The sequence below is a fragment of the Mycolicibacterium brumae genome (genome assembly GCF_025215495.1).
Classification (GTDB): Bacteria; Actinomycetota; Actinomycetes; order Mycobacteriales; family Mycobacteriaceae; genus Mycobacterium; species Mycobacterium brumae.
Genome location: NZ_CP104302.1, coordinates 2,948,147 through 2,973,109, shown reverse-complemented (window position 1 = coordinate 2,973,109; position 24,963 = coordinate 2,948,147). Strand labels below are relative to the sequence as shown.

General features: G+C 67.4%; 27 protein-coding genes. 17 read left to right on the top strand and 10 right to left on the bottom strand.

The window, feature by feature from the left end; all coding sequences use genetic code 11:
- Nucleotides 1-8: 8 nt before the first annotated feature.
- The 5 genes from L2Z93_RS14480 to L2Z93_RS14460 form a co-directional block, all read right to left on the bottom strand.
- Complete coding sequence (locus L2Z93_RS14480; RefSeq protein WP_090590572.1) at nucleotides 9-1,034, bottom strand: 1-phosphofructokinase family hexose kinase; 1,026 nt, start codon at nucleotides 1,032-1,034, stop codon at nucleotides 9-11.
- Between the two features lie 64 nt (nucleotides 1,035-1,098).
- Entirely contained in the window at nucleotides 1,099-1,749 is a 651-nt protein-coding gene (locus L2Z93_RS14475) for an NAD(P)-dependent oxidoreductase (protein ID WP_090590914.1), read from the bottom strand.
- Nucleotides 1,750-1,824: 75 nt separating this feature from the next.
- Entirely contained in the window at nucleotides 1,825-2,232 is a 408-nt protein-coding gene (locus L2Z93_RS14470; RefSeq protein ID WP_090590568.1) for a type II toxin-antitoxin system VapC family toxin, read from the bottom strand.
- Nucleotides 2,229-2,462, bottom strand: coding sequence for a FitA-like ribbon-helix-helix domain-containing protein (locus L2Z93_RS14465; protein ID WP_090590564.1), 234 nt, complete (start codon nucleotides 2,460-2,462; stop codon nucleotides 2,229-2,231). The genes L2Z93_RS14470 and L2Z93_RS14465 overlap by 4 nt, the downstream gene beginning before the upstream one ends.
- Before the next feature lie 148 nt (nucleotides 2,463-2,610).
- Nucleotides 2,611-3,840: a hypothetical protein gene (locus L2Z93_RS14460; protein WP_193438897.1), complete on the bottom strand. Its 1,230-nt coding sequence runs from the start codon at nucleotides 3,838-3,840 to the stop codon at nucleotides 2,611-2,613.
- Between the two features lie 318 nt (nucleotides 3,841-4,158).
- Between L2Z93_RS14460 and L2Z93_RS14455 the strand changes: the two genes are divergently transcribed.
- On the top strand, nucleotides 4,159-7,386 hold the full coding sequence (locus L2Z93_RS14455) for a DEAD/DEAH box helicase (RefSeq protein WP_234786188.1): 3,228 nt from the start codon (nucleotides 4,159-4,161) through the stop codon (nucleotides 7,384-7,386).
- A gap of 15 nt (nucleotides 7,387-7,401) precedes the next feature.
- Here the strand turns inward: L2Z93_RS14455 and L2Z93_RS14450 are convergent, their stop codons facing one another.
- Both L2Z93_RS14450 and L2Z93_RS14445 read right to left on the bottom strand, forming a co-directional pair.
- Entirely contained in the window at nucleotides 7,402-7,839 is a 438-nt protein-coding gene (locus L2Z93_RS14450) for a PIN-like domain-containing protein (protein WP_162561971.1), read from the bottom strand.
- Nucleotides 7,811-8,536, bottom strand: coding sequence for a DUF433 domain-containing protein (locus L2Z93_RS14445; protein ID WP_090590559.1), 726 nt, complete (start codon nucleotides 8,534-8,536; stop codon nucleotides 7,811-7,813). Before L2Z93_RS14445 ends, L2Z93_RS14450 begins: the two co-directional genes overlap by 29 nt.
- A gap of 212 nt (nucleotides 8,537-8,748) precedes the next feature.
- Between L2Z93_RS14445 and L2Z93_RS14440 the strand changes: the two genes are divergently transcribed.
- From L2Z93_RS14440 to L2Z93_RS14385, 12 genes are all read left to right on the top strand, one after another.
- Nucleotides 8,749-9,210, top strand: a complete 462-nt coding sequence (locus tag L2Z93_RS14440) for a hypothetical protein (protein ID WP_090590556.1) — start codon at nucleotides 8,749-8,751, stop codon at nucleotides 9,208-9,210.
- Between the two features lie 498 nt (nucleotides 9,211-9,708).
- Nucleotides 9,709-10,518 carry an MlaE family ABC transporter permease gene (locus tag L2Z93_RS14435; RefSeq protein WP_234786193.1) on the top strand — a complete coding sequence of 270 codons (810 nt, stop codon included), beginning with the start codon at nucleotides 9,709-9,711 and terminating at the stop codon, nucleotides 10,516-10,518.
- A gap of 2 nt (nucleotides 10,519-10,520) precedes the next feature.
- Entirely contained in the window at nucleotides 10,521-11,399 is an 879-nt protein-coding gene (locus L2Z93_RS14430; protein WP_090590548.1) for an ABC transporter permease, read from the top strand.
- Nucleotides 11,400-11,409: 10 nt separating this feature from the next.
- Nucleotides 11,410-12,552: an MlaD family protein gene (locus L2Z93_RS14425; RefSeq protein ID WP_090590544.1), complete on the top strand. Its 1,143-nt coding sequence runs from the start codon at nucleotides 11,410-11,412 to the stop codon at nucleotides 12,550-12,552.
- A 5-nt stretch (nucleotides 12,553-12,557) separates the two neighbouring features.
- Nucleotides 12,558-13,589: an MlaD family protein gene (locus tag L2Z93_RS14420; protein WP_090590899.1), complete on the top strand. Its 1,032-nt coding sequence runs from the start codon at nucleotides 12,558-12,560 to the stop codon at nucleotides 13,587-13,589.
- Nucleotides 13,577-14,554: an MlaD family protein gene (locus tag L2Z93_RS14415; RefSeq protein WP_090590540.1), complete on the top strand. Its 978-nt coding sequence runs from the start codon at nucleotides 13,577-13,579 to the stop codon at nucleotides 14,552-14,554. Before L2Z93_RS14420 ends, L2Z93_RS14415 begins: the two co-directional genes overlap by 13 nt.
- Entirely contained in the window at nucleotides 14,554-15,702 is a 1,149-nt protein-coding gene (locus L2Z93_RS14410) for an MCE family protein (protein ID WP_090590537.1), read from the top strand. Before L2Z93_RS14415 ends, L2Z93_RS14410 begins: the two co-directional genes overlap by 1 nt.
- 11 nt (nucleotides 15,703-15,713) lie before the next feature.
- Nucleotides 15,714-16,718 (top strand): MlaD family protein, encoded by a 1,005-nt coding sequence (locus tag L2Z93_RS14405; RefSeq protein WP_090590895.1) that lies wholly within the window; start codon nucleotides 15,714-15,716, stop codon nucleotides 16,716-16,718.
- Nucleotides 16,715-17,677: an MlaD family protein gene (locus L2Z93_RS14400; RefSeq protein ID WP_090590533.1), complete on the top strand. Its 963-nt coding sequence runs from the start codon at nucleotides 16,715-16,717 to the stop codon at nucleotides 17,675-17,677. The genes L2Z93_RS14405 and L2Z93_RS14400 overlap by 4 nt, the downstream gene beginning before the upstream one ends.
- A gap of 36 nt (nucleotides 17,678-17,713) precedes the next feature.
- Nucleotides 17,714-18,361, top strand: a complete 648-nt coding sequence (locus tag L2Z93_RS14395; protein WP_090590529.1) for a hypothetical protein — start codon at nucleotides 17,714-17,716, stop codon at nucleotides 18,359-18,361.
- Entirely contained in the window at nucleotides 18,361-18,723 is a 363-nt protein-coding gene (locus L2Z93_RS14390; RefSeq protein ID WP_090590526.1) for a DUF732 domain-containing protein, read from the top strand. The genes L2Z93_RS14395 and L2Z93_RS14390 overlap by 1 nt, the downstream gene beginning before the upstream one ends.
- Before the next feature lie 16 nt (nucleotides 18,724-18,739).
- Nucleotides 18,740-19,678: an NADP-dependent oxidoreductase gene (locus L2Z93_RS14385; protein WP_090590522.1), complete on the top strand. Its 939-nt coding sequence runs from the start codon at nucleotides 18,740-18,742 to the stop codon at nucleotides 19,676-19,678.
- 136 nt (nucleotides 19,679-19,814) lie between these two features.
- On the opposite strand, the gene L2Z93_RS14380 is transcribed toward L2Z93_RS14385, so the two are convergent.
- The 3 genes from L2Z93_RS14380 to L2Z93_RS14370 all read right to left on the bottom strand — a co-directional run bounded on the left by L2Z93_RS14380 (nucleotide 19,815) and on the right by L2Z93_RS14370 (nucleotide 21,934).
- Nucleotides 19,815-20,162, bottom strand: a complete 348-nt coding sequence (locus L2Z93_RS14380; protein WP_090590519.1) for a putative quinol monooxygenase — start codon at nucleotides 20,160-20,162, stop codon at nucleotides 19,815-19,817.
- A gap of 131 nt (nucleotides 20,163-20,293) precedes the next feature.
- The gene (locus L2Z93_RS14375; RefSeq protein WP_090590516.1) at nucleotides 20,294-20,806 is read right to left on the bottom strand and encodes a hypothetical protein; all 513 of its coding nucleotides are present in this window, start codon (nucleotides 20,804-20,806) and stop codon (nucleotides 20,294-20,296) included.
- Nucleotides 20,807-20,941: 135 nt separating this feature from the next.
- The gene (locus tag L2Z93_RS14370) at nucleotides 20,942-21,934 is read right to left on the bottom strand and encodes an acrylyl-CoA reductase family protein (protein ID WP_090590512.1); all 993 of its coding nucleotides are present in this window, start codon (nucleotides 21,932-21,934) and stop codon (nucleotides 20,942-20,944) included.
- Between the two features lie 109 nt (nucleotides 21,935-22,043).
- Between L2Z93_RS14370 and L2Z93_RS14365 the strand changes: the two genes are divergently transcribed.
- The 4 genes from L2Z93_RS14365 to L2Z93_RS14350 are packed head-to-tail and all read left to right on the top strand — an operon-like array spanning nucleotide 22,044 to nucleotide 24,892.
- A complete protein-coding gene (locus L2Z93_RS14365) occupies nucleotides 22,044-22,985 on the top strand; it encodes an SDR family NAD(P)-dependent oxidoreductase (protein WP_090590508.1) in 942 nt (313 codons plus the stop codon).
- Nucleotides 22,986-23,011: 26 nt separating this feature from the next.
- Nucleotides 23,012-23,533: a hypothetical protein gene (locus L2Z93_RS14360; RefSeq protein ID WP_090590505.1), complete on the top strand. Its 522-nt coding sequence runs from the start codon at nucleotides 23,012-23,014 to the stop codon at nucleotides 23,531-23,533.
- A 43-nt stretch (nucleotides 23,534-23,576) separates the two neighbouring features.
- Complete coding sequence (locus L2Z93_RS14355) at nucleotides 23,577-24,140, top strand: hypothetical protein (RefSeq protein WP_234786187.1); 564 nt, start codon at nucleotides 23,577-23,579, stop codon at nucleotides 24,138-24,140.
- 5 nt (nucleotides 24,141-24,145) lie between these two features.
- A complete protein-coding gene (locus tag L2Z93_RS14350; RefSeq protein WP_090590891.1) occupies nucleotides 24,146-24,892 on the top strand; it encodes an SDR family NAD(P)-dependent oxidoreductase in 747 nt (248 codons plus the stop codon).
- Nucleotides 24,893-24,963: the final 71 nt, after the last annotated feature.

The window sequence follows — 24,963 nt, the reverse complement described above, 5'->3', positions numbered from 1 at the left end:
CTCTCGCGCTACTTCCACGGGCGCAACTCGACGCGTTGGGCGATCGCCGCCACGGCCTTCGCGCCGCCGGTGCCCAGCCCGTGGCGCACGACGTTGAGCGCGCCGCATGCCGCCCCGACCTGCAGCGCGTAGCGGATCGGCTGTCCGCAGGCCAGCGCGGCGACCATGCCGGCGGTCATCGAGTCCCCGGCGCCGGTCGGGTCGGCCGGTTCCAACGTCGGCGTCACAACCTCGACGACGGCGTCCCGCTCACCGTCGGAATCGGCGTCGATCATGGCCAGGGCCGGTTCGGCGCCGGCCCGCGACACGACGACGGAGCGCGCGCCTTCGTCCCGGATGGTGCGCATGGCGGCGACGAGGTCCTTGGCGTCCTCGGACTTCGCCCGGCCGTCGGCGAGCAGTTCTTCGTGGCTCACCTTGATCAAGGAGGGCTTACCGGCGAGCACCGCCTCCAGTCGCTCGCCGCACAGATCGGCGACGACACGGCAACCGTTGGCGCCGAGGTCGGTCGCCAGACGACGGTACAACTCGGCCGGTACGACCCGGTCGTCCTGCGGCCCGGACAGCAACACCCAGCCGTGCGTGAGGCCCTCGGTCAGGGTGAGTTCGTAAAGCGAGTCGAGTTCGTGGCGGTCCAGCGGGCTGCCCGGACTCTCCGCGATGATCTCCCGCTCGCCGGTCCGACGGTCGTGCACGTAGGCGCCGTTGCGGGAACTGACGGAGACGCTGCGCACGGTGACGTCGGTGGTCGGCAGCAGATGCCCGAGCACCGAACCGGTCTCACCGCCGAGTGCGGCGCACAGCACGGTTGGCACGCCCAGTGACGACACCATCCGGGACTGCCACACACCCTGCCCACCCGGGTGCACGTGGATGTCGGGCTCCCCGGACAGGTCCTCCACGGTGACCGTCAGCACCGGGGCGGGGGCGAAGATGACGACGGTCGCCGGTTCCTCGGGTGTCGGCTCGTCGGCTTCGGCCGGATCCTTTGCCGGTGTGGACTTGCGGGGCTCGGCGCGCTTCCGATTTGTCATGAGCGGGTGTGTACCCGCTTTGACCAGTTGGTATTCCCGAGTCGCCTAGGATCCCGGCGCGGCCTCAGCCGGCGATCGCCTCGGCGATCGGGATGTCGCCGTCGGTGAACGGTAGATCCTTGCCGATGGTGGACGGGTCGGCCAGCGCGGCGGCGGCGACCTGCGCGACATTGGCGCGGGAGGTGCCGGGATTGTCGGCGCCGCGGATCGCCGTCGGGTCGATCCTCCCGGTCGGCGGGTCGAGGGTCAGCCGGCCGGGCATCAGGATGGTCCAGTCGAGGTCTTCGGCCCGCAGCGCGGTGTCTGCGGCGGCCTTCGCCTCGGCGTAAGGGTAGAACGAATCACCCTCGGGCACACCGTGATCCGGGCCCGCCCCGAGATAGGAGACCATCACGTACCGGCGGACGCCGGCGTCGCGGGCCGCGGCCATGGTGCAGATCGCGGCGTCCCGGTCGACCGCGTACGTGCGTTCCGGGTTCCCGCCGCCGGCCCCCGCGCTGAAGACCACCGCGTCGGCGCCGGTGAGCGCCTCGGCGATCTGCGGGGTGTCGGCGGCCTCGATGTCGAGGACCAGCGGGTTGGCCGCAGCGGCAACCTCGGCGGCGTGCGCCGGGTTGCGGATCACCGCGGTGACGCTATCGCCACGGTCAGACAGGATCGGGGCCAGTAGCTGCGCGACCTTGCCGTGCCCGCCGAAAATCACGATGTTCGCCATCGGTTCGACGCTACCGACGGTCATCGCCGGCGTCGAACGCTTGTCGGCGGTCGGTGCGACGAGGGGGCTCCCGCGCTATGTCGGCGGTGTTGAGACGGCACACGATAGGCCGGGCGCTCTAACGATCCGTCGGTCAATCGTCACCAAGACGGCGTCGATTGCTTCGGCCAGCGCGACGTAGGCCGCGTCGTAGCACGTGAGATTCGCGCGTAGTTGCCAGACGCGCGTGGCGACCGCCTCGTATGGCCAGAGTTCGACCGGCAATGCGAGGAGGTCGACGTGGGCCTGGATGGCTTGATCGGCGCTGATCAGGCCTGCCTGCTCGTGGCGACGCAGGATGTTGGCGCATTCGAAGGGCATCTGCGCGGGCGCGAACAAGTGACTGCCGGCCAGATGTTCCGCAGCCCATGCGCCGTCGGGGCCGGAGTCGACGAGCGCGCTGACGACCGCCGAGGCGTCACAGACCAAAGCCGGTCTGGTCATCTCCGGTCAGCGTCGCGTGCTGCCAACGTGGCGGCCGAATCGACCCGCGATCCCGTCGCGGTGACCCGCGCCCGGGCGCGACGCAGCACCTCTTCAAGGCTGGGCTTGTCCGAGGTCTCCACCAGTAGCGCGCGCAGGTACTCCTGCAGCGACTTCCCTGCGAGCGCCGCACGGCTGGCCAGCTCATCGCGGACGCTTTCCGGTACGTCCCTGATCGTCACCGCAACCATGCATGTATTTTAGCAGCACCGCTGCGATTTCAGCATCGAGGTCGGAACGCTGAAGGGCATGACGCCCCCGTCCTTGGCGGTCGGTGGGATTGATCTCCCGCCTGCAATTGAACTCCCGCGATCGAGCCGCGTCCAGGATCGCCTCCGTTCAGGGCAGCCCGGCGCGATCGAACTCCTGCTGCAGTCGAGGACGCCGACGGTGGGACTCTCGCAGGTCGGCGATGAACTCGTCGACCTCTGCAGAGTGATCGGTTCCGGCCGCGAGTTTGCGCATCTTCGCCAGCCGTCGAGCGGCGGCCCGGTAGTGCCGGGCGTCGGCCTCAATGAGTTGCTGCTCGACGAGACGGCGGTGGATGGGCAGTGTCGCGGCGGGATCGATCTTGTCGTAGGACTTGATCAGCTCGGCCCAGACGTCGTCGCTGTCGAGGGACAGGCGCTGCGCCAGGTCCCACGCCTGTCGCGGGTCCTTCAGCGTCAAGAGAGTGAACAACACTGCTTCCCTTGGCGTTTGGGACAGCGTGTCCATCACTTCATCGGCGTACCCCGGCCATTGCGCGCTCGCCGATCTGTGTAGCTGCGCTGCGGTCGACGACGAGGGCCATCGCCGGAAGACGGTCAGCCGAGCGTCGAGTTCGTCGGCGGGGCGGTGTTCGGCGAGTAGTCCGCACCAGTAGCCGGCCGCCTGCAGTGATTGGTGCCACGGGCCGATGTCGACGCCCTGGGCGGCCCAGTCGATAGCCAGGTCGATCTCGCCGATCTCGGCGAATGCCTTGGCGGTGTCCACGAACCAGGCGGCGACACGGCGGTCACGGGCGTGCGTGCGGATGATGGCGGCGATGTCGTGGTCGAGCACTGCCAGTCGCTTGTCGTTCCACTCCAGCACCCACCGCTTGTGCAGGTCCGGGTCGGGGTGGAACGGTTCGGCGGGTTCAGCGCTCAGGCTTGCGCGAAGCTCGTCGAGCCTGGCGCGGTAGGCCGCTATGCCGGCGTCGCCGAGAGCCGGGGCATAGGCGACCGGGTCCAGTTCGAAGTAGTCGACCTTGCCGTCGAACTGGAACTTCACCATCCAGTCGACGAGCTTCCCCGGCGGCACGGCGGCGGCGATGGCCGTCGTCGGGTGCAGCGCCAAAAGTCGCCGGCACGCGTCGCCGATGATCCCCGCGGAGTCGTCAGCGCGCGCGATTACGGTGATCGCGCTGGCCAGGGCCTTGTGGGTGACCGTGTAGACCTCGGTCGCATCGGTCGACGGAATGGCCGATTCGAGGATGTCGATCGCGTTGTGCATCTGGCCGCCGTGCTGATTGGCGGCGCGGTAACGGTGCAGGTCGGCGGTGGTGCGAATCAGCGGCAGGACCGCGTCAGCCAGGGCGTGCGACATGCTGCCATCCTCGCAAAGACGATACGAACATGCGGATGTGGACTGGCGTCGCCGGGCCCGGAGTCACCAGAGGGTGCGTACTCCGGCGAGGCCGCTGAATGCGGGGTCGCCGGTGATGAGGGGCATGGAGTGGATCATCGACTGCGCGGCCAACATCCGATCGAACGGATCGCGGTGCGCCCAGTCGAGTCGACCGGCTCCAGCAGACAGGCGTCCGCCCGGGGCCCCTGGGCCCCACCCGCAACACCAGTCCCAACCTGCGGGATTCCCCGGCGCGCGTCGGTCGAGTTGTCGGAGTCGGCGCCTATCCTGACGGCCATGTCTCCCATCGCCGCGATGGTCGATCCGCCCGTCATCGACATCGACGAAGCCGAGGAACTTCTCGGGCTGGAAACCTTCGGTCGCGGGGCCGCCTACGCCGCGTCCGAGCGGGTGCTGCGCTGCGAATGGAACCCCGGATCGGGGACTCTGTCCGGAACCGTCCTCGGCAACCACGGACGCGTCTACAACACCCGGGTGGGGCTGGTCCGCTGGCGCGACGACCTGTGGCGGCTCAACTCCGGCCGGTGCAGCTGCCCGATGCAGTTCGACTGCAAGCACGTCGCGGCGCTGCTCGTCATCGCCGAGCAGGCCGCCGAGGCGCATGCGACGCACAGCTGGCGGGGCGCGCTGGGCGCATTGCTGCCGCCCGCGGCCACCGCGGGCGGCTCCGAGGCAACTCCGGTGGCGATCGAGTTCGCCTCCGCGCCCGGCCCTGGGTTCACCCTGGAGGCCCGCCTGCTGCGCCCGGGCGCCCGCGGCGGATGGGTGAACAGCGACGCCACCTGGAACAACCTCGAAACCCTGCGCTACCGCGGCGGGGACCGGCAACAGGTCGACGCGCTGCGCACCCTGTACGCCCTGCACAAGGCGAGCGCCACCTCGGTCTATTCGATGTACGACTACGGCGCGGTGAAGTCGATTGCCCTGTCCCGCATCGATTCTCCGCAACTGTGGCCGCTGCTCGACGACATTCGGCGCACCGGCGTGAAACTACTGCGGACCCGCGCCGGCGACGAACTGCCCGCTCCCGGGCTCGCCACCCTGGCGCTGGACGTCACCGCCGACGGCAACGGCGATCTCACCGTCGAACCCGTCCTCGACATCGACGGCGTCCGTCACACCGCCAAAGGCTTCATCGGATCCTTCGGCCACGGCGTCGCCTACCTCGACGATTCCGGCTTGCGGTTGGCCCGGCTGCCCTCCGGTGCCGCGGAGTCCTTGCAGAACATGGTGCTTCGTGGGTATTCGATCTCGGTGCCGGCCGAAGAGGCGGCGAGCTTCGCCGCCGAGTACTACCCACGGCTGCGCAGTATCTGCCCGGTCACCTCATCGGACGGCTCGTTCGAGGTGCCCGAGATCACCGGACCGATTCTCGTGCTGCGCGCGGACTACCTCAAGGCTCACGGTCTGGAGGTGACCTGCGAGTGGATGTACCGCATCGGCGACACCGAGATCCGCTGCTCCATCGGCGGCGTCGACGACGGCTATCGCGACCGCGACGCGGAGCGGCGCCTCGCGATAGGACTCGACGTTCCTCTGGAGCGCTTCGGGATTCGGCACGTCGACGGCTCCCTGGCGCCACGTATGCGCCTGATCGGCATGGACACCATGCGGTTCACCGAGGAGCTGATGCCGCTGCTGGCCGATGAGCCCGACGTCATCGTCGAGGTCACCGGCACCCCCGCGGACTACCGGGAGGCCGGCGAATCACTGGTCATCGGCGTCAAGACCACCGCGGTGAAGGGGGAGACCGACTGGTTCGACCTCGGCGTCACCATCACCGTCGAGGGCCGCACCGTGCCGTTCGCCCAGGTGTTCACCGCCCTCGCCGCCGGCCAGGAATACCTGCTGCTGCCCGACGGCGCGTACTTCTCGCTGGCGAAGCCGGAGTTCGGCCGGCTGCGTGACCTCATCGTGGAGGCCCGCGCGCTCACCGACGATGACCCGCACGCCACCGGCGCGCCGCGGATCACCCGGTTCCAGGCCGACCTGTTCGACGAGCTCGCCGAGCTCGGCGTGGTGGTTCGCCAGGCCCGCGAGTGGAAGCGTCAGGTGGAGGGTCTGCGGGCGCTGGGCGCGCCGGCGCCCGTCGAGGTCCCCGACACCGTGCGGGCCGAGTTGCGCCCCTATCAGCGCGACGGATTCGCCTGGCTGGCCACGCTGCACGCGCACGGTCTCGGCGGCATCTTGGCCGACGACATGGGGCTGGGCAAGACCGTGCAGGCCATCACGCTGATCTGTCACGCCCGCCAACAGGATCCGGGCGGCGCGCCGTTCCTGGTGGTGGCCCCCGCGAGCGTGATGTCGAACTGGGCCGCGGAGATCGCCCGGTTCGCGCCGCACCTGAACGCCGTCGTGCTCGCCGACACCGCGGCCAAGTCCGGCGTTGAATTCGCGGAGCGGATCGCCGGCGCGGACGTCGTCATCACCTCCTACACCCTGTTCCGGCTGGACTTCGACGAACACGACAAGCAGCCGTGGTCCGCGCTGATCCTGGACGAGGCGCAGTACGTGAAGAACCGGCAGGCCAAGACCTATCAGTGCGCGCGAAGACTGGCCGCGCCGACGAAACTGGCGATCACCGGCACCCCGATGGAGAACAACCTGATGGAGCTGTGGTCGCTGATGTCGATCACCGCGCCCGGGTTGTTCCCGGACCACAAGGCGTTCGCCGACTACTTCGCCAAAACCATTGAGCGGACCCGCGACACCGACCGCCTCGGGTTGCTGCGACGGCGGATCAAGCCGCTGATGTTGCGCCGCACCAAGGAACTGGTGGCCGCCGAGCTGCCCGCCAAGCAGGAGCAGCTCGTGGAGGTCGACCTGGCCCCGCGGCACCGAGCGGCCTACGACAAGCGGCTGCAGCGCGAGCGGCAGAAGGTGCTGGGCCTGCTCGACGACATGCAGCGCAATCGGTTCACCATCTTGAAGTCGTTGACGACGATGCGCCAACTCGCGCTGCACCCCGCCCTGGTGGACCCGGCCGCGGCGAATATCCCGAGCGCCAAGATCGAGGTGCTGATCGAGCAGATGGTCGACGTCGTCCGCGGCGGCCATCGTGCGCTGGTGTTCAGCCAGTTCACCCGATTCCTCGGCCAGGTGCGCGACCGACTCGACGCCGAGGGCATCGAGTACTGCTATCTCGACGGTCGCACTCGGGACCGCGCCAAGGCCATCGCCACGTTCAAGGACGGCGCCGCCCCGGCGTTCCTGATCAGCCTCAAGGCCGGCGGGTTCGGGCTGAACCTCACCGAGGCCGACTACTGCTTCCTGCTCGATCCGTGGTGGAACCCGGCCGTGGAAGCCCAGGCCGTGGACCGCACCCACCGCATCGGGCAGACCCGAAATGTCATGGTGTACCGGCTGATTGCCCGCGACACCATCGAAGAGAAGGTGGTCGCGCTGAACAAGCGCAAGGCCGCGCTGTTCAACGCGGTGATCGACGATGGCGCCGTCTTCGGTTCGGCGCTGACCGCCGACGACATTCGGGAGCTGATCAGCTGAGCGCAGTTCCGCCGATCAGTACAGCCGCTCAATGTGGTGCGCCAGCACCTTGTAGATGAAAGGGCCATCCGACTGGGCCGCCAGCCGGATGGCTTCAAGATTGCGTATGAAGCGCTGGGCTGAGTCTTCGCCGGTGATGTCGGCTCTCGGGATGCAAAACATCCGAGCCGCGGATTCCATCACGGCATCGCGTTCCGCGTCGTTGCGGCTGATGGCGGCATCCTTGTGGAATCCGACCCATCCGCGTTCAGCGGTCAGCCGAATCCAATCCGTGTCGATGACCGTTTGGCCTGCTGCCTCGCCGTAATGCTCGCTCAGGGTTGTCAGCGAAACTCCATGTGCTCGAAGAATTCTCGGGACGATCAGCCGGCCGAGGCTCCGGTCAATGAAGACATGGGGAAATGGGGGATCGGGGTCGGGTGGGTCAGACCGCGAGGATGTCGAGGGCGTCACGAAGGTCCCCTTCGGGGATGTCGAAGTCTTCCGCCACCGATTCGATGGTTTCGCCTGCCCTCAAGCGACCGACTGCATCCTCTACCTTGACGCCGCTTCCCGAGAAGATTGGATGGCCGAATCCGCGGTACGGGTCTAGCACGACCTCGGCATCCCCGTACTGGGGCAGACGAATCGAACTGGCGTACTCATCCATGTCGAATCTGATGTTCTGCAGATAGTGCTGGACGATGTCTTTGAACACGTACTGACCCAGCCGCGGCGCAATCAGGTGCTGCACGACCTTGCCGTCGGTGCTGTTCGGACCCTGACGCTCGGCAAACTGCCAGAGAACCTCGACGCCATCGGTGAACAGATCCCGCGACGCTAGGGCATGGGGACCCACGTTCTTGATCAGCCAGTCGATGGATGGGCGAATTCGTTGCATCGGGACGCCTGCTCGGCGGAACGCGCTGAGCACGTACGCCTCTGCGATGCCAACGAACGGGAGTTCGGCTGAACCGCGCGTGTCTGACCGGGCGAACGCCGTGATGATCGGTGGACCGCTGTGGACGGGCCTCGCAGTTGGGTGGCGTTCGTATCCCCGGGCCCACGTTTCCAGGGTCGATCGCGGGACCAGCAGGTAGCGGGAAGCGTCAGTCAGCGTGTAGAGGGGGACTCCGAACCGCAGGTCATTGGAGGTGTCCGTGGTCGTCATACCCACCTCCGCAAGTTGGATCCGTCCTTTGGGACAGTGGACTAACGGTACGACACCGCAGTGCTGTGCGGTATTCACCACTCAGAGCAGCGGTGAATGCGCACACCCTTGCCGCGCAGCCGGGCCACTCGCACTTCCACCCTTGCGCAAACTAGAGCGATCTATATACTCCTACTGACGGGACGATCGTCGACCGAGGAGGAGGTGGTGGAGTGCTGAATCGCACAACCACGGCCCTCGCGGTCATGCTCGGCGCCGCGACATTGGCCCTCGCGCCCGCCGCGGCGGCCGACGCCACCGACGACCTTCGTGGCGCGGTCGCGTCCAAGCGCGGGAATTGCCCTGCGCTGCAGCAGGATCCGGTGCTCGACGGCCTGGCCGAGATCGCCAACCGGGAGACCCAGGACTACGCGCAGAAGATCGCGCGGTTCCAGCCCATGGATGACCCGATGCCGGCGCTGCAGAAGCTCGGCTACCCGGCGGCCAAGGCCAAGCTGCTGTCGGGCTACTCCGGGCCGGAGCGCGACGACGCCATGTCCCGCGCCATCCACGGCGCCACGCTGTTCGGCTGGGACACCATTCCGGATTGCTCCTACAACCGCTACGGCGCCCACGCCATGACCAATCCCGTCACTGGCAACGCGACCACCGTCATCGTGCTGGCGGGCGACTGAGGAAAAGGGGAGGAGTCCGGCGTCGCGAAATCGGTGCCGTGTCCTAGCAAACTTCTGTAGCCGCAAGTCGCCGGCCGTCGACCGGCGTGGCCGCGCCGCCTCGGCCGGGTCCGTCCCCGAGTCCGAGGCGGCATCACCGTGCCCCGATCGAGGTGTCCGGTGGGCCTAAGGGCCCGAAACGGATTGCGCGGACGAAATCCACCCCAGTCCACGCACCGGACGCGTATCTCCTGGTCATGAAATCGAGTTGCGTGGCGGAACCGGATTTCTGCCACGCAGTTCCATTATCGGCAAACCATTGACAATCTGACAACGCCGCGATGTACGATGCAAAAAGCCGGTGAGACGGCCATCACAGTCCAATAGCTCGGCGGCCCGACCTCAGCCCTCGAGCATCACCTCGCACGGCCTTGAACAGGAACGGTCAGCAAACTGATGACAACGACGACCCGCGGATCGCACCGCGCCGCGACTGCCCCGGGGCAGCTCGGCGCGCGGATGCTGAAGCCGGTCAAGAACCGACTGGTCACCACACCCGTCGAAAGCACCAAGACCGTCGGCCGCGCCATCTTCATGTTCGCCGCGGTCATCAAGAACATCGTCAGAGACATCGCCACCCTGCGGTTCCCGCTGGGGGAGACCATCCACCAGTGCTGGGCGCTCTACAAGGTCACCGCCATGCCCGCCCTGCTGATGGCCATCCCGTTCGGCGGCATGGTCGCCGTGCAGTCCTCCGGCCTGATCAACCAAATCGGCGCGGCCTCCATCGTCGGCGCGGCCAGCGGCGTCGGCGTCGTCCGCCAGGGCGCCCCGCTGACCGCCGGCCTGCTGATGGGCGGCGCCGCGGCCTCGGCCATCGCCTCCGACCTCGGCGCCCGGGCCATCCGCGAGGAACTCGACGCCTACCGCGTGATGGGCGTCGACCCGGTCCGAGCGCTGGTGGTGCCCCGCTTCGTCGCGCTCATCCTGCTGGCCCCGGTGTTGATGGCCGTCATCCTCGCCTCCGCGGTCATCGCCTCGTTCATCCTCGCCGTCACCGTCAGCGACGTCACCAGCGGCAGCTTCTGGGCCTCCTTCGGCGCGTTCGCCAAGATGGTCGACGTCTGGTTCGCCGTCGGCAAGGCCGTCGTCTTCGCCGGCATCGTCGGCATCGTCTCGTCGCTGAAAGGCGTTGAGGCCAAGGGTGGTCCGCGTGGGGTCGCCGACGCGGTGAATGCCGCCGTCGTGCTCAACGTGGTCGGCATCGTCATCGCCAACCTGATCATCACCCAGATCCAGACCATGTTCTTCCCGATGGCGGTGGCCTAGCCATGATCGAGGACCTGCCGAGCTCCGCCAAGCCGTCGAAATACTTCGACCAGTTCCGCTTCATCGAACGCCCCGCCGAGGCCGTCGGGAAACAACTGCACACCATCGGCGGCGCGCTGCTGTTCGTCGGGCAGGTGCTGTACTACGTCCCGGTCACCATCAAGCACTACCGCCGCGAGATCCTGGCCCGGATGGTCAGCCTGTCCTTCGGGCGCGGCTCCCTGGTCGTCGACGGCGGCGTGATCAGCGTACTGCTGATCCTCGGCGTCGCGATCGGCGCGTCCATCGCCATCGAAGCGTGGGCGACGTTGAACCTGTTGGGATTCGGCGCGCTGTCGGGCATCGTCGGCGGGCTGGCCAATGTCCGCGAGATGGCCCCGCTGGTCGCCGGCATCGCGTTCGCCTCCCAGGCCGGCTGCCGGATGACCGCAGAGATCGGTGCCATGCGCATCGCCGAGGAGATCGACGCCACCGAGGCCATGGGACTGCGCGCGCTGCCCTACGTCGTCGGCACCCGGTTCATCGGCGGCCTGCTGATCGTCATCCCCGGCTTCGCGCTGACCCTGCTGGTCAGCTTCTTCGTCACCAACGCCATGATCACCGAGTTCTACGGCGCCGCCCAGGGCACCTACCAGCACTACTTCGTGCAGTTCCTGTCCCCGACGGACCTGCTGTACTCCACCTTGAAGGCCACCGTCTTCTGCGCGGCGGTCACCATCATCCATTGCTACTACGGCTATTTCGCCTCCGGCGGACCGGTCGGCGTCGGGGTGGCCTCGGGCCGCGCGGTCCGCGCCAGCCTCGTCGCCATCATGGTGCTCAATTTCGGTCTCACCGTCACGCTGTGGGGCCTGCAACCGACGTTCGTGTTCACGGGTTAGGGGCGCGCTGATGACAACGCTGCTCCGCGTCAGTGAGAAACGCCAGGACCGCATCTTCACCGCCATCGGCGCCGGGTTCGTCGCCGTCGTCGGCGTCGCCGCGCTGGTCTACACCATCGTGCTCAGCCCGTCCGGCAAGCCCGCCAAGGACACCATCGCGGTCGCCATCGAAACCCCGTTCGTCGGCCAGGGCGTCGCCGACGGCACCGCCGTGATCATGCACGGCGTCGAGGTCGGCCAAGTCACCCAGGTCTCTCGGGTCGACGGCGACCGGGTCCGCCTCGACGTCGAACTGGAGTCCGCGCCCACCAAGGGACTGACCGACGGCGTCGGCATCGACTTCCGGCCGGCCAACTACTTCGGCGTCACCGGCGTGAACCTGATCCCCGCCGACCACGGCTCACCCCTGGACAACGGGTCGCTGATCAACGTGCAGACCGCCGGCAACCTCACCCTGCAGACCCTGCTGTACCGCCTCGGCGAACTCACCCAGAACGTGGTCACCCCGCAGTTGGTCAGCGTGATGGACCGCGCCACCCGCTACACCGACGCGCTCAATCCCATGTTCGAGACCATGATTCAGGTGTCCACCGCGGTGGCCGACGTGCAGACCGTGCCCACCGAGCAGCTGCTGCGCAACGCCACCGCCATCACCGTCAGCCTGCCGTCGGCGATGGACGCGGTGCTGACCCTCGGACACAGCTACATCTGGAACGCCTCCGGTGTGCACTTCGACCCGGAGCAGGCGCGAGCCGAGAACCCGTACCTGAAGTACTACGACAAACTCAAACTCGACTACTACAACGAGGCCAGCGACACCCTGGCCACCGACCCGGACAAGTTCATCTTCGGCCGCTTCCGGGCCTGGTTCGAAGGCGCGCGGCTGGACCTGTTCTCCAAGATGGGCGACCTGGAGGGCTCACACACCTACGACCTGTTCCCGCTGCTGGACAACGTGCGGGTGATGGCCGACGTCGTCCCGCGCCTGGTGGAGCCCGAAGACCTCGGCGACAAACTCGGCGAGCTGCGCTCCCGGCTGGAGCGGATGTACGCCGGCTCCGGGGACCAGCGCGCGCTGCAGGTCCGCATCATGCTCGACCAGCTACCCGGTGTCGCGGCCCCGATGGGAATCATGCTGGGAGAACCGCAATGAACTCGATGAAGAAGAACATCGGCGCGCTGGTGAAGTTCGCCATCGCGGTGGTGGTCAGCGGGCTGCTGCTGGTGGTGCTGTCCAACGTCATCCGGCAACCCGTCGACGCCGAAACCCGGACCCTGACAGCCGAATTCACGGACGTCTCCGGCCTGCACGAAGGCGCCGACGTGCGCGTCCGCGGAGTTCGGGTCGGCAAGGTGCAGTCCCTGGAACTCAACCGGGACGGCGGGCAGACCGTCGCCAACGTCGCGTTCACCATGGACAAGAACTACAGCGTCGCGCCCACCAGCACGGTGGCGGTCAAATTCCAGGCGCTGACCGGACTGCGCTACCTCGACGTCGCCGACGCCGCAGCCGGCGACGCCCCGGACCAGATCACCGCCATCCCCGCCGATATGACCATCCCGTCCTTCGACGTCACTGTGCTGTTCAACGGGCTGCAGCCGGTGCTGGCCACCCTGGACCCCACCGAGATCAACACCTTCACCGACAACGTCGCGACCTTCCTCGCCGGCGACGGTGAGGGCCTGGGCCCGATGCTCGACAGCATCAAGCGGCTCACCGGCCTGGTCTCGGACCGGGAGGCCGTCATCTCCACGATCCTGGGCAACCTGCAGGTGGTCGCCAACGGCGTCAACGGCCGATCGGCCGAACTGCCGAAGATCCTCACCCAGGTGAGAATCGTGGTGGACTCGGCGATGACGGTGCTCGACGAGTTCCGCAAATCCGCAATGTACGGCCCGGAGTTCACCTCTGAGGTCGACCGGCTGCTCATTGGGATGGGCTTGGACAGTGGACCCTGGACCGAGCCCGGGTATGTGCCCGGTTGGGATCCCGAGAAAGCCTTCGACAAGGCGATCACCAATGTCTACAACGAGATCGACGGGATGAAGCGCGTTCCCGTGGTCTGGGAGAACATCCCGGCGCCGCCGGTCGAGGGCGAGCCGGCCCCCTGCTCCAACGGCCCCGCCGAACTCCCGCTGCCGATGGACGTGCTGCTCAACGGACGCAAGGTGGTCATATGCAACCAGTAGGCCGCGCCCTGCGCGAACCGCTGTGGTGGGGCGTCGCCACCATCGCCCTGGCCTCGATCATCGCCGTGGTCGTCGCCTGGGTGTACATCGCGCCACCCAACCGCCAGCAGGTCACCTTCTTCACCGACGACGCCGCCTCCATCGCCGCCGGAGACACCGTTCGGGTGGCCGGCATCAACGTCGGAACCGTGAAGAAGGTGTCCCTGGAGCCCGAGCAGGTCCGCGTCGACCTCACCGTCGACGACGACGTGTTCATCGGCGATCAGACCCAGGTCGAAGTCCGGATGCTCACCGTGGTCGGCGGCTACTTCGTCACCCTGCTGCCGCTCGGCGACCGGGAACTGGGCCGCCAACCCATCCCGGTGCAGCGAGTCACCATGCCCTACAGCCTGATTCGCACCCTGTCGGACGCCACCAAGATCACCGACAACGTCTCCACCCGACCGGTCAAGGAATCCCTGGACCAGCTGCAGTCCGGGCTGGCGGGGGAGAACTCCCAGATCCTGGCCAAGATCATCGACGCCGGTGACAGCGTCAGCCAGGTCCTGGAACGCCAGCGCGGCCAGCTGACCAGCATCCTGTCGATGTCCAACGAGTACATCTCCACCATGCTCGACAACCGGGAACTCATCGAATACCTGATCACCCGGATCGCCATCCTGGAGCAGACACTGGTGCTCTACGGCGACGGGTTCGCCGGCTCGCTGGTCGGCCTCGGCAAGGTCGTCGACAAGATCTTCCCGCTCATCCCGTTCTACTTCGAGCACCGCCAAGACTTCATCAACCGGGTCCGCGGCGTGCTCGGCGAGTTCCAGTCCCTGGCCGACCGCAATGGCGTGACCGTCCGCTGGCTGCGCGGAATCCGCGGCGCCATGCAACGCACCCTGGACGCCCAGAACGCCGGCACCCCACCGCAATTGCTCGCCACCGACCTGTGCTTCCCGGTCGAGGGACGGATCTGCTGATGCGCGCGCCCCGTACCCGCGCCGCCCGTACCAGGGCCCCCCGCCGCCGCGCCGCCACCGCCGCGCTGGCCGCCGCCCTCGCCCTCGGCGTCACCTCCTGCGGCGGCTCGACGCCGAACGCCGCGCAAGAGTACTGCGCGATGATGACCGACAGCGTCGGGCTCTACCTCGGCAACCACGTCACCCAGATGGGCTACCCGGTCGGGGAGGTGCGCCGCATCGAGCCGGGCGCCACCGACGTCAAGGTCGTCTTCACCCTCGAGGAGACCCGGCCGGTCCCCGCCGAGGTGCGTGCGGTCACCCGTTCGCCGTCGATCCTCGCCGACCGATCCCTGGAACTCGTCGGCAACTACACCGAGGGGCCCAAACTCCAGCCCGGGCAATGCATCCCGCTCAACCGGACCTCCACCCCGCTGAGCATCGCCCAGGTCATCGGCTCCGCCAACGACTTCGTCAACGCCATCAACCCGGACGGCTCCACCAATATCGCCGACGCGCTGGCCGGCATCGACGCCGCGATGACCGACCAGGGACCGCGGCTCAACCAGTTGATGAGCCGCTCCTCGGCGCTGCTGGACAACCCCGACCAGGCGATCGCCCAGATGGGGGAGATCACCCGCAATATCGCGCAGCTGACATCGATGCTCCGCGACAACCGCGGCGACCTGAAGACCATGGTCGAAGCGCTGCCGGTGATCTCACCCAACATCGTCGACACCCTGGCCGGCGCCTACGAATTCGACATTCCGGTCGCCGATGTCATCACCATCGTCACCGACATCGAAACCGAACTCGGCCCGGAGATGCAGACCGCGCTCGACGCCGTCAGCGAACTGCTGCGCATCGCCAGCCCGCACTACAAGGGCATCGCCAACATGCTCAACCCGGTGCCGCGCTGGCTCAGCGGCATCAACGGCGAACCGCCCGGCGCCACCGAAGGCGGATTCGCCAAGCGCGCCAACAACCATCCGTTCATCGTGCTGCCCTACCGGCCGCCGCTGTTCCGCATCCCCACCGCCAATGGGCTGCTGGCGTGCGGCGCGATGAACTCCGCCGCCCCGGGCAGCTGCGCGGACATCGCCGGTCGGCCCTACGCGGTGGATGTCGCACTGCTGCAGTACGTGTTGACGGAGGCGCAGCGACGATGAACACGCCGACGATGAAGATTCGGATTGCCGTGGCGATCGGCGCGCTGCTCTGCGCAACCGCCCTGACCGGGTGTTCCAACCTGTCCTGGCTGACGGTGGACTCGGTGCCGCTGCCCGGCCACAGCCAGACCAACGGCTACGACATCGTCGCTGAATTCGCCAATGTGCTGAACCTGCCGGACCGCGCCAAGGTGGTGATGGACGGCACCACCGTCGGCGAGGTCACCGGCGTCCGCGAGGTCGGAACCCACGTCGACGTCACCGCCCGCGTCCACGAGGGCGTCGCGGTCCCGTCGAACGTCACCGCGGTGCTGCAGCAGGCCACCGTCCTCGGCGACATCTACCTGGCGCTGGAGCGCCCCGCGGATCTGACCGAGCCGTCCGCGCCGCTGGCCGCCGACGGACGGATCCCGTTGGCGCAGACCATCTCCCCGCCGCAACTGGAGGACACCATCGCCAATATGGCGAACTTCATCGGCAGCGGATCGATCCAACGCGCCCAGGACACCCTGGTGAAACTGAACCGGATCACCCCGCCCAAGGACGAGGTGCGCCGCATCGTCACCCAGGTCACCACCGACCTCAACGCGCTCTCGAACGACCTCGACACCGTCGACATCATGATCAACAGCCTGCAGGACACCTCGACGGTGGCCCGCAACTGGGAACCGCAGATGAGCTTCTGGTTCACCCCGGAAGGCGTGCGCGGCTTCGAACGATCCACAGTGATCGCCCGAGAGTTCGGCAACCTGCTGCCCTCGGTCGGCACCATCTACAGCAAGGGCTTCTACATGGTGCCCACGTTCTCCTCCGGCGCCAACGCGATGGAGGCGATCAAGGGCGCCAAGCGGGTGGTGGAGGACGAGTACCCGCAGTGGCGGCGATTCATCAACGAGTTCTACCTGCCCAACCAGAAGTACCCGGCGATCAACATCACCTCGATCGTCGGCCCCGACGGACGCGAGCTGTCCGGAAACGTCGAACAGGTGCTGCGGATGTTGGGAGCGGTCCCATGATGCTCAAAGCCGGCGCGGTCTTCCTCGCGTTCACCGCCATGATCGCCGGATTCCTGTTCTACGTCGCCGATCTCGGCGTACGGGTTCGCCCGCCGGAACATCGGACAAACCTCGCCATGGACGTGGCCGACGTGAACAACCTGGTCCCCGGCTCGAATGTGTTGCTGCGCGGCGTCCCGATCGGCAAGGTCGACCGCATCGAGTCCTCGGTTGCGAATGCCACCATCCACTTCTACCTGGACAACGCCTACCCGGTGCCGGCCGACAGCGTCATCCGGCTGGAGAACCTCTCCGCGTTGGGGGAGTCCTACCTGGAGATCGAACCGCGCAGCGCCGACGGCCCGCTGTTCGCCGACGGCCAGCTGATCGCCGCCGATTCAATCGTCGCTCCGGGGTCGATTTCCGAGCTCGGCGCGACGGTGGTCCGCACCCTGCGCCAGCTGGACCCGGGTCAGTTGCAGAACGTGGTCAACCAGGCCGACGCCGCGCTGCCGGACCCGTTCACGGTGCTGCCGAACCTGGAGCGCGCCGGAAAGGTGTTGCACAACACCACATCCGGTCTCAACGGGCAGGGCAAGCAGGCGCTGGAGAATCTGCAGAGCCTGCTGGAGAACGCCGGCTTCGTCGGGACGATGCTGGCCGATGCCGCGCCGCACCTCAAGGCCAGCGGGCCGTTGCTGAAGCGGGTGTGGGACGGCGCCATGCGTTTCCCGCTGCGCAACGACATGCCCGGCGACGTCTACATATTCGGCAAGTTCATGCAGCGCCTGCAGCAACTGCTCGATGACCGCGGCGCCGATCTGCGGGTGCTGATGGAGCCGCTGACCGCGAACGTGCAGGCCATCGCCAGCGCGCTGAGCAACGTCGACAGCAGCCAGATCCTGACGAATCTGCTGGCCGCGGTGCCCCCGGACGGGGCCATCGAATTGCACGTGAGCCTCCCGCCGGGAGGCCGCTGATGAGCACGACCACACCAACAGGAGAGCGGTGAAACCATGAGCGCCACAACGCTGCAGGACGATATCGACCTGATCGACGGCGACGAGCCGATCGACGACGCCGCCGTGGACGAACCGGCGTCCTCCCTCGACGAACCCGAGGCCGCCCCCGCCGCCCGGAAGGGCCGCAGCGTCTCGCTGTCGGTGCGATCCCTGGGCGTGGGCGCGCTGATCCTCGCCCTGGTCGCCGGGCTCGCGGTGATGACCTGGCTGTACATCGGCGCCCAGCGCGGCGCTGCGGCGCAGGTCCAGCAGACCGGTGAGGGCACCCGCGCCGAGCAGATCGCACTCGACTACGCCGTGCGCGCCGCGGTCATGGACTACAAGGACCTCGGGCCGTGGAAGCGGGCACTGGTGGAGGGCACCAGCGACGAACTCGGCAAGAAGCTGACCGAAGCCTCCACCGCGATGGAGCAGATCCTGCTGCCGCTGGAATGGTCCTCCTCCGCCACCCCCATCGCCGCCAAGGTCCGTTCGCACCAGGACGGCGTGTACATCGTCGACGCCTTCGTCAGCGTGATGACCAAGACCATCCAGGCGGCGGAGAACCTGCAGTCCACCGCCACCTACGCGGTCACCATCGATCCCGCCAACGACTGGAAAATCACCGACGTCGGCGGCATCGGCCAGGTGACGGGCCAGTAATGCGACCCGCCCGCGCAGCGGTCTTGCTGACCGGGGCCGTGCTCGGCGCCGGCCTGGCCTCCGGCGCCGTCGGCATCGGCGTCGCGCACGCCGACGGCGCCTCCTACATCCGCAAGCTCAACGAAGCCGGAATCAACACCGTCCGTGGCGAATTCGAGCTCAAGGAAATGGGCTACGCGGTCTGCGAACTGCGCAAGCGCGGGTTCCCGCCGAAACAGTGGGCCACCCAGGGCGTGTGGAACTCCCAACTTCACCCGCCGTATGGCTGGACCGAGGCACAAGCCAATTTTGTTGTGGACACCGCGGTTGCGGAACTGTGCGACGACCGCGATGGTCCGCCGCCGTATGTTCCGCTGCCCTGAAAGTAAGGAGACAAATGTGAAAGCCGTTGGATTCGCCGAACGAGGCGGAGCCGAGGTCATGCAGATCCTCGACCTGCCGCAGCGCGCGGACGCCCAGCAGGGTGAGATCCGCCTCAAGGTGCTGGCCGCCTCGGTCAACCCCGTCGACATCGCCATGCGGGTCGGCTCCAGCGCCGCGCCGCTGGCCGAGGCGCCGCCGTACGTCCCCGGCATGGACGCCGCGGGCGTCATCGAGCAGATCGGCCCGGGCACCGAGACGGACCTGCAGGTCGGTGATGTGGTGATGGCCGTGGTCATTCCGCGTGGGTCGATGGGCGCCTACGCCGAGCAGGTCATCGTTCCCGCCGAGTCGGTCGCCCGAATCCCCGCCGGCCGCAGCGTCGCCGAGGCCGCGACCATCCCGATGAACGGGCTGACCGCCCGGCTGGCGCTGGACACCCTCAATCTGAAACCCGGTGAGACCGTGGCCGTCACGGGCGCGGCCGGGCTGCTCGGCGGCTACGTCATCCAGTTGGCCAAACACGACGGGCTGCACGTCGTCGCCGACGCGTCCACCGACGACGAGGCACTGGTCAAGAAGCTCGGCGCCGACGTGGTGCTGCGCCGCGGCCGGGGGTTCGCAGAACGGGTGCGGGCGCTGCTGCCCGACGGCGCGCACGGCGCGGTGGACGCCGCGGTGGTCAACGAACTGCTCGAACCGGCCGTGCGCGACGGCGGGTCCATCGCCACGGTGCGCGGATTCAGTCGGCCCAACGACCGCAACGTCAGCTATGAGGTGATCTTCGTCCCGAAGTACGCCCGCAACCAGGCGGCGCTGGACCAGCTGCGCCGGCAGGTCGAGGACGGAGTGCTCACCGTCCGGCTGGCCGCGACCATGCCGATCGACCAGGCCGCCGACGCGCAGCGGATCCTGGAGAAGGGTGGCCTCCGCGGGCGGATCGTGCTGGAGGTTTAGCGAGGCTCAGCGGAGCCTGCGGAGCTGAGTCGAAGCTGGAACCGACCGTCGAGGGGGAGGTTTAGCGACAGCGGAGACAGCAGAAGGGCCTCCGAGGCCGGCGCGATCACGCCCGACTCGGAGGCCCTTTTGTTGGCTACTTGCCGGCGAACCTGCTGTAGACCGGGGGAGCGGCGGCCTGCAGCGCCTGCGCCAGCTGCGGCGACAGATCACCGAAGACCTGCAGGTTGAGCCCGCCGGCCAGCTTGGCCAGCCCGGCGATGCCCGCGCCCTGGTTGGCGAGGTGCGCCAGCACCGCGTCGGAGTCGATGTACTGCTCGACGACGACCCAGCGGGATTTGTCCTCGGGGAAGTGCCAGTCGTAGCGCATGGTGCCCGGCTCGTTCTGAGCCAGCGCGATCGCCTCGTCGGCGCGCTTGGTGAACTCGCCGCGGTTCTCGTCGGTGAGTGTCGGGAAGGTGGCGATGATCATGATTTCGCCCATGAGCGTTCCTCTTTCTGTGGGTGGCAAAGTGTCTGTGGGAATGGATTCTGTGGGAAATGCCGAAGGCGCTGGGGCGCGCTGCCGAGCGCCCCAGCGCCTTCAGGGTCGGAAACCGTTGTCGCGGTGTGAATCTAGTGCTTCGGCCGGGCGGCGTGCACCGCTGCGCGATCCAACCGCGGCATCGGGGCCGGGCTCTTCTCGCTGAGCCACTCCACACCGGGGACATCGATGAAGTCCTCGCCGAAGATCTCATGGCAGGCCTTGGCGAAGGTGGCGTCCATGAACATCCGCTCGCCGGAAATCTTGGTGCCCTCGAAATCCATGATCACGCTGTAGCGGCCGGTGACCCGGCTGCCGTCGTTGAGGTCGACGTACACGTAGGCCTCGCGACACAGGCTGTTCGGGGCGATGGCGTGGGTGCGCTTCTCCGCCCAGATGTTGCGGTCCGCGCCGCCTTTGAGGAAGCGGCGGTAGGTCTCCCGCACCGCTTCATCGCCTTCGATGTAGTAGTTCAACGCGGGCAGTTCGTAGACCGGGTTGTCGACCAGGGTGGCCATGGTGCCTTCCAGGTCGACGTTGAACTCGGCTTCCTCGTGGGCGGCCAGCAGCTCTTCCATCTGGTCCAGGGTGAGGGTCGTCGCCATTGTCATTTTCCTTTCAGTGGGCGTGCACCGGCGCCGACACCGCGTCGGATCCGGGAGTGTGGGCTATCTGACAATTTATATTTTCTAATATGACTCAGGTCTCACCAGCTGTCCCCGTTTTCGCGAAAGTCGCTGCTAGATCCGGACCAGGGTGCGGCCCTTGACGGCGCCGCCGAGGATCGGACCGGCCACCGAGGGGATCTCCTCCAGACCGATTTCGTTGGTGATGCTGTCGGCCAGCGCGCTCGGCTTGAGGTCGGACCCCAGCCGGCGCCACACCTTGGCGCGCAGCGAGGCGGGGCACTGCACCGAGTCGATGCCCAGCAGGTTGACCCCGCGCAGAATGAACGGCAGCACCGTGGTGGCGATGGCGAAGCCGCCGGTCAGGCCGCAGGTGGCCACCGAGCCGCCGTAGCGGGTGGTGCGCAGCAGGTAGGCGGTGGTGTCGGCGCCGACGGGATCCACGGCGCCGGCCCACAATTCGGCCTCCAGCGGGCTGTCGCTCGCGCCGGAGACGTCCTCGCGGCTGAGGATCTTCGAGGCGCCCAGGCTCTGCAGGTACTCGTGCTCGCTGGACTTGCCGGTGCTGGCGGCCACCTCGTAGCCGCGACCGGCCAGCATATTGACCGCCACGCTGCCGACGCCGCCGGTGGCGCCGGTGACCAGCACCGGACCGTCGCCGGGCTGCAGGCCGTTGTCCTCGAGGCGCTGAATCGCCAGGCCGGCGGTGAAGCCGGCGGTGCCCAGCGCCATCGCCTCGCGCAGGGTCAGGCCCTCGGGCAGCGGCTCGACCCAGTCGCTGGAGAGCCGGGCGTACTCGGCGTAACCGCCGAACTGGGCGATGCCCAGGGCCTGCCCGATCGCGAGGACCTCCTGGCCCTCGCTGAACCGGGGGTTGCTGGACTTGACGACGGTTCCGGCCAGATCGATCCCGGGGACCATGGGGTAGCTGGTCACCACCGGGCTTTCCGGCAGGCAGGCCAGGCCGTCCTTGAAGTTGACGCTGGAGTACTGCACCCGCACGGTGATGTCACCGTCGGGCAGGTCGGCGAGCGTGAGTTGCTGGACGCCGGCGTTGAAGCCGCTGTCGTCCTTGTTCACGACGAAGGCGTTGAAGGTCTCGGGCATATCACCCTCCTGAATCTCTCGATTACTATTGGATAGATTGATCTAGAGAGTTACCCTAGTCACATTCGCTCGAACCCGTCAATAGGGCGATCTATTAAGGAGTCGGTTGATGTTGAGCTTTGCGGGACAGGTCGCGATCGTCACCGGCGCGGGCCGCGGAATCGGCCGCGCCACCGCCCTCGCGCTGGGTAAACGTGGCGCAAAGGTGCTGGTGAACGACTACGGCGGCTCCTTCGACACCATGACCGCCGGCACCACCGAGGTCGCCCAGGCCGTGGTCGAGGAGATCAAGGCCGCCGGCGGCGACGCAGTCGCCGACGGATCCTCGGTCGGCACCGCGGAAAGCGCCCGCGGCATCGTCGAGGCCGCCGTGAACGCCTTCGGCCGGGTCGACATCCTGGTCAACAACGCCGGCGGCAGTCGCCCGTTCCACGCCGTCGATGAGGACACCGACGGGCACCTCGAAGGGGAGATCCGCACCAACCTGATCGGCGCGATGACGCTGATGCGCCGGGTCTGGCCGCTGATGCGCGAACAAGGCTACGGCCGCATCGTCAACACCTCCTCCAACACCGTCCTCGGTCAGCAGGGCATGCTCGGTTACGTCGCGGCCAAGGGCGGCGTCATCGGCATCTCCAGCGCCGCGGCCATCGAGGGCAAACCGCTCGGCATTCTGGTCAACACCGTCTTCCCGCAGGCCTACACCCGCAGCGTCGAGGAGACCGCCGACCCCGGCGCCATGGAATGGTTCCGCTCCCACACTCCCGAACTGGTGGGGGAGGGCGTGGCGTACCTGTGCAGCCGGGACTGCGACGCCTCGGGCGGCCTCTTCCGGATCGGCGGCGGACGTTTCAGCCGCTACGCCGTCTACGGCAACGCCGGCGTCAGCGACGACGCGCTCACCGCAGAGTTCGTCGCCGAGCACTTCGAACAGGCCAGCGACATGAGCGCCGCCGAGCACGTGACCGACGCCGCCTACGACATGACCCGCTTCAACGCCGCCCTGGCCGCCAACTGGCAGGGCGATTTGAAGGAGGACTGGAAGAAGTGAAGCCCACCGATCGAAGAGGAGCCCCAATGGCCGACGACCTGACCAAGAAGGAAATAGAGGCGATTCTCCTCGAACACGAAATCGCCGAACTCGAGGAAGACATCGACCGCACCATGGCGACCCTGTCGCCCAACCCGCACTACGAACTGGCGACCCTGGGACTCGCATTCGAGGGGCATGAGGCGGTGCGGCTGGCCTACAGCAAGATCCTGCCGGGCAACCGACACCGAAATGTGGCCGCCGAGATGCGGATTCACGCCATCGCCGCCAACACCCTGGTCCGGGAGGCGCACGTCTCGTTCACCAAGGACGACGGCGAACGGGTCACCGGCCAGTACCTGGTGGTGATGTCCTTCGACCCGGAGACCAAGCTGATCTCCGGCGAGCGGATGTACATGGACCCGAACTTCGCGGAGATGTTCAAGCAGAACCTCGGACCGGATTTCGAGAAGCAGCCCGGCATCCGCAAGCTCAGCGACTTCGCGCCCCAGATCGACCGGCACGACGCCTACGCGGTCGCAGAGCGTCGCGGCCTGACCATCAACTGACCACAGCCCGGTCAGTGAACGCACCAACCGAAGGGATGCAGTGATGACGACGAATATGACGCTCGAAGAGATGGAAGCCGTACTGCTGGCGCACGAGATCGCGGAGCTGAACCAGGACATCGACGCCACCATGGCCACCGTGGTGCCCGACCCGCACTATGAACTGTCGGCGCTGGGATGGATCATCGACGGACAGCAGGCGGTGCGCGAGATGTACCGCCGGATCCTGCCCGTCGACCACCGAGATGTGGCCGCCGAGAAGCGAATCCACGCGATGTGCGACAACACGCTGCTGCGCGAGGCGGTGATGTCCTTCAACACCCTGGAGGGCAACCGCGTCAGTGGCCTCTACCTGGTGGTGCTGGCCTTCGATCCGGCACACAAGAAGATCTCCGGCGAGCGGATGTACATGGACCCGCTGTTCGCGCAGATGATGTCCGAGCAGCTCGGCGCCGATTTCGGCGACGTCCCCGGGGTCTCGCGGACCGCCGACCGGCTCCCGATCATCGCCAAACACGACGCCTACGACTGGGCGGCCGAGCAGGGCCTGTCCATCGAGCACGAATCGAATCCGGACGCCAAGCGCCCGAGCCAGTCGACGGTGTAGTGCCGATGAGCAGACTGACAGGCAAGGTTGCGATCGTCACCGGCTCGTCGCGAGGGATCGGCGCGGCGACTGCCCGCCGGTTGGCATCAGACGGGGCGACCGTGGTGGTGAATTACGTTGCGTCCCAGGACAAGGCGGACGCCGTCGTCGACAGTATCGAGGCAGCCGGTGGAAGAGCCGTCGCGATGCGGGCGGATATGGGGAACTGGTCGCAAGCTCAGGAGCTTGTCCGAAAGGCGGCCACCGACCTGGGCCGCCTCGACGTCCTGGTCAACAACGCGGTGCAGGAGGTGGGCCGCGAGCCCATCGACGACGTCACCGAGGCGTTCACCCGCAAGCAGTTCGACGTCAACATCCTGGGTCCTATCGCGACCATGCAGGCGGCAGCCCCGTTGTTCCCGGAGGACGGCGGGCGAATCATCAATATCAGCTCGTGCGTCACGGTCTTTCCGCTGCCGTGGAGCACGGTCTACGTCGCGACCAAGGCGGGACTGGAGGCGGCGACCCGCTCGCTGGCCGCCGAACTCGGGCCGCGCAACATCACCGTGAACTCGATCGGGGTGGGGTTCACCAACACCGACCTGATCGGGACGAACACCCAGGAGCAGGACGACGCGCTGATCGCGCGGACGCCGCTGGGACGCATCGGGGAGCCCGAAGACATCGCCGATGCGGTGTCGCTGCTGGCGTCGCCGGATGCCCGGTGGATCACCGGCCAGCTGGTGCTGGCCACTGGTGGCATCGTGCCCTGAGCCGCGATCCCAAGGAGCCCGCCCGAGGACATTCCTCGGGCGGGCTCTTCGGTGTTGAAGCCGGGGTCACG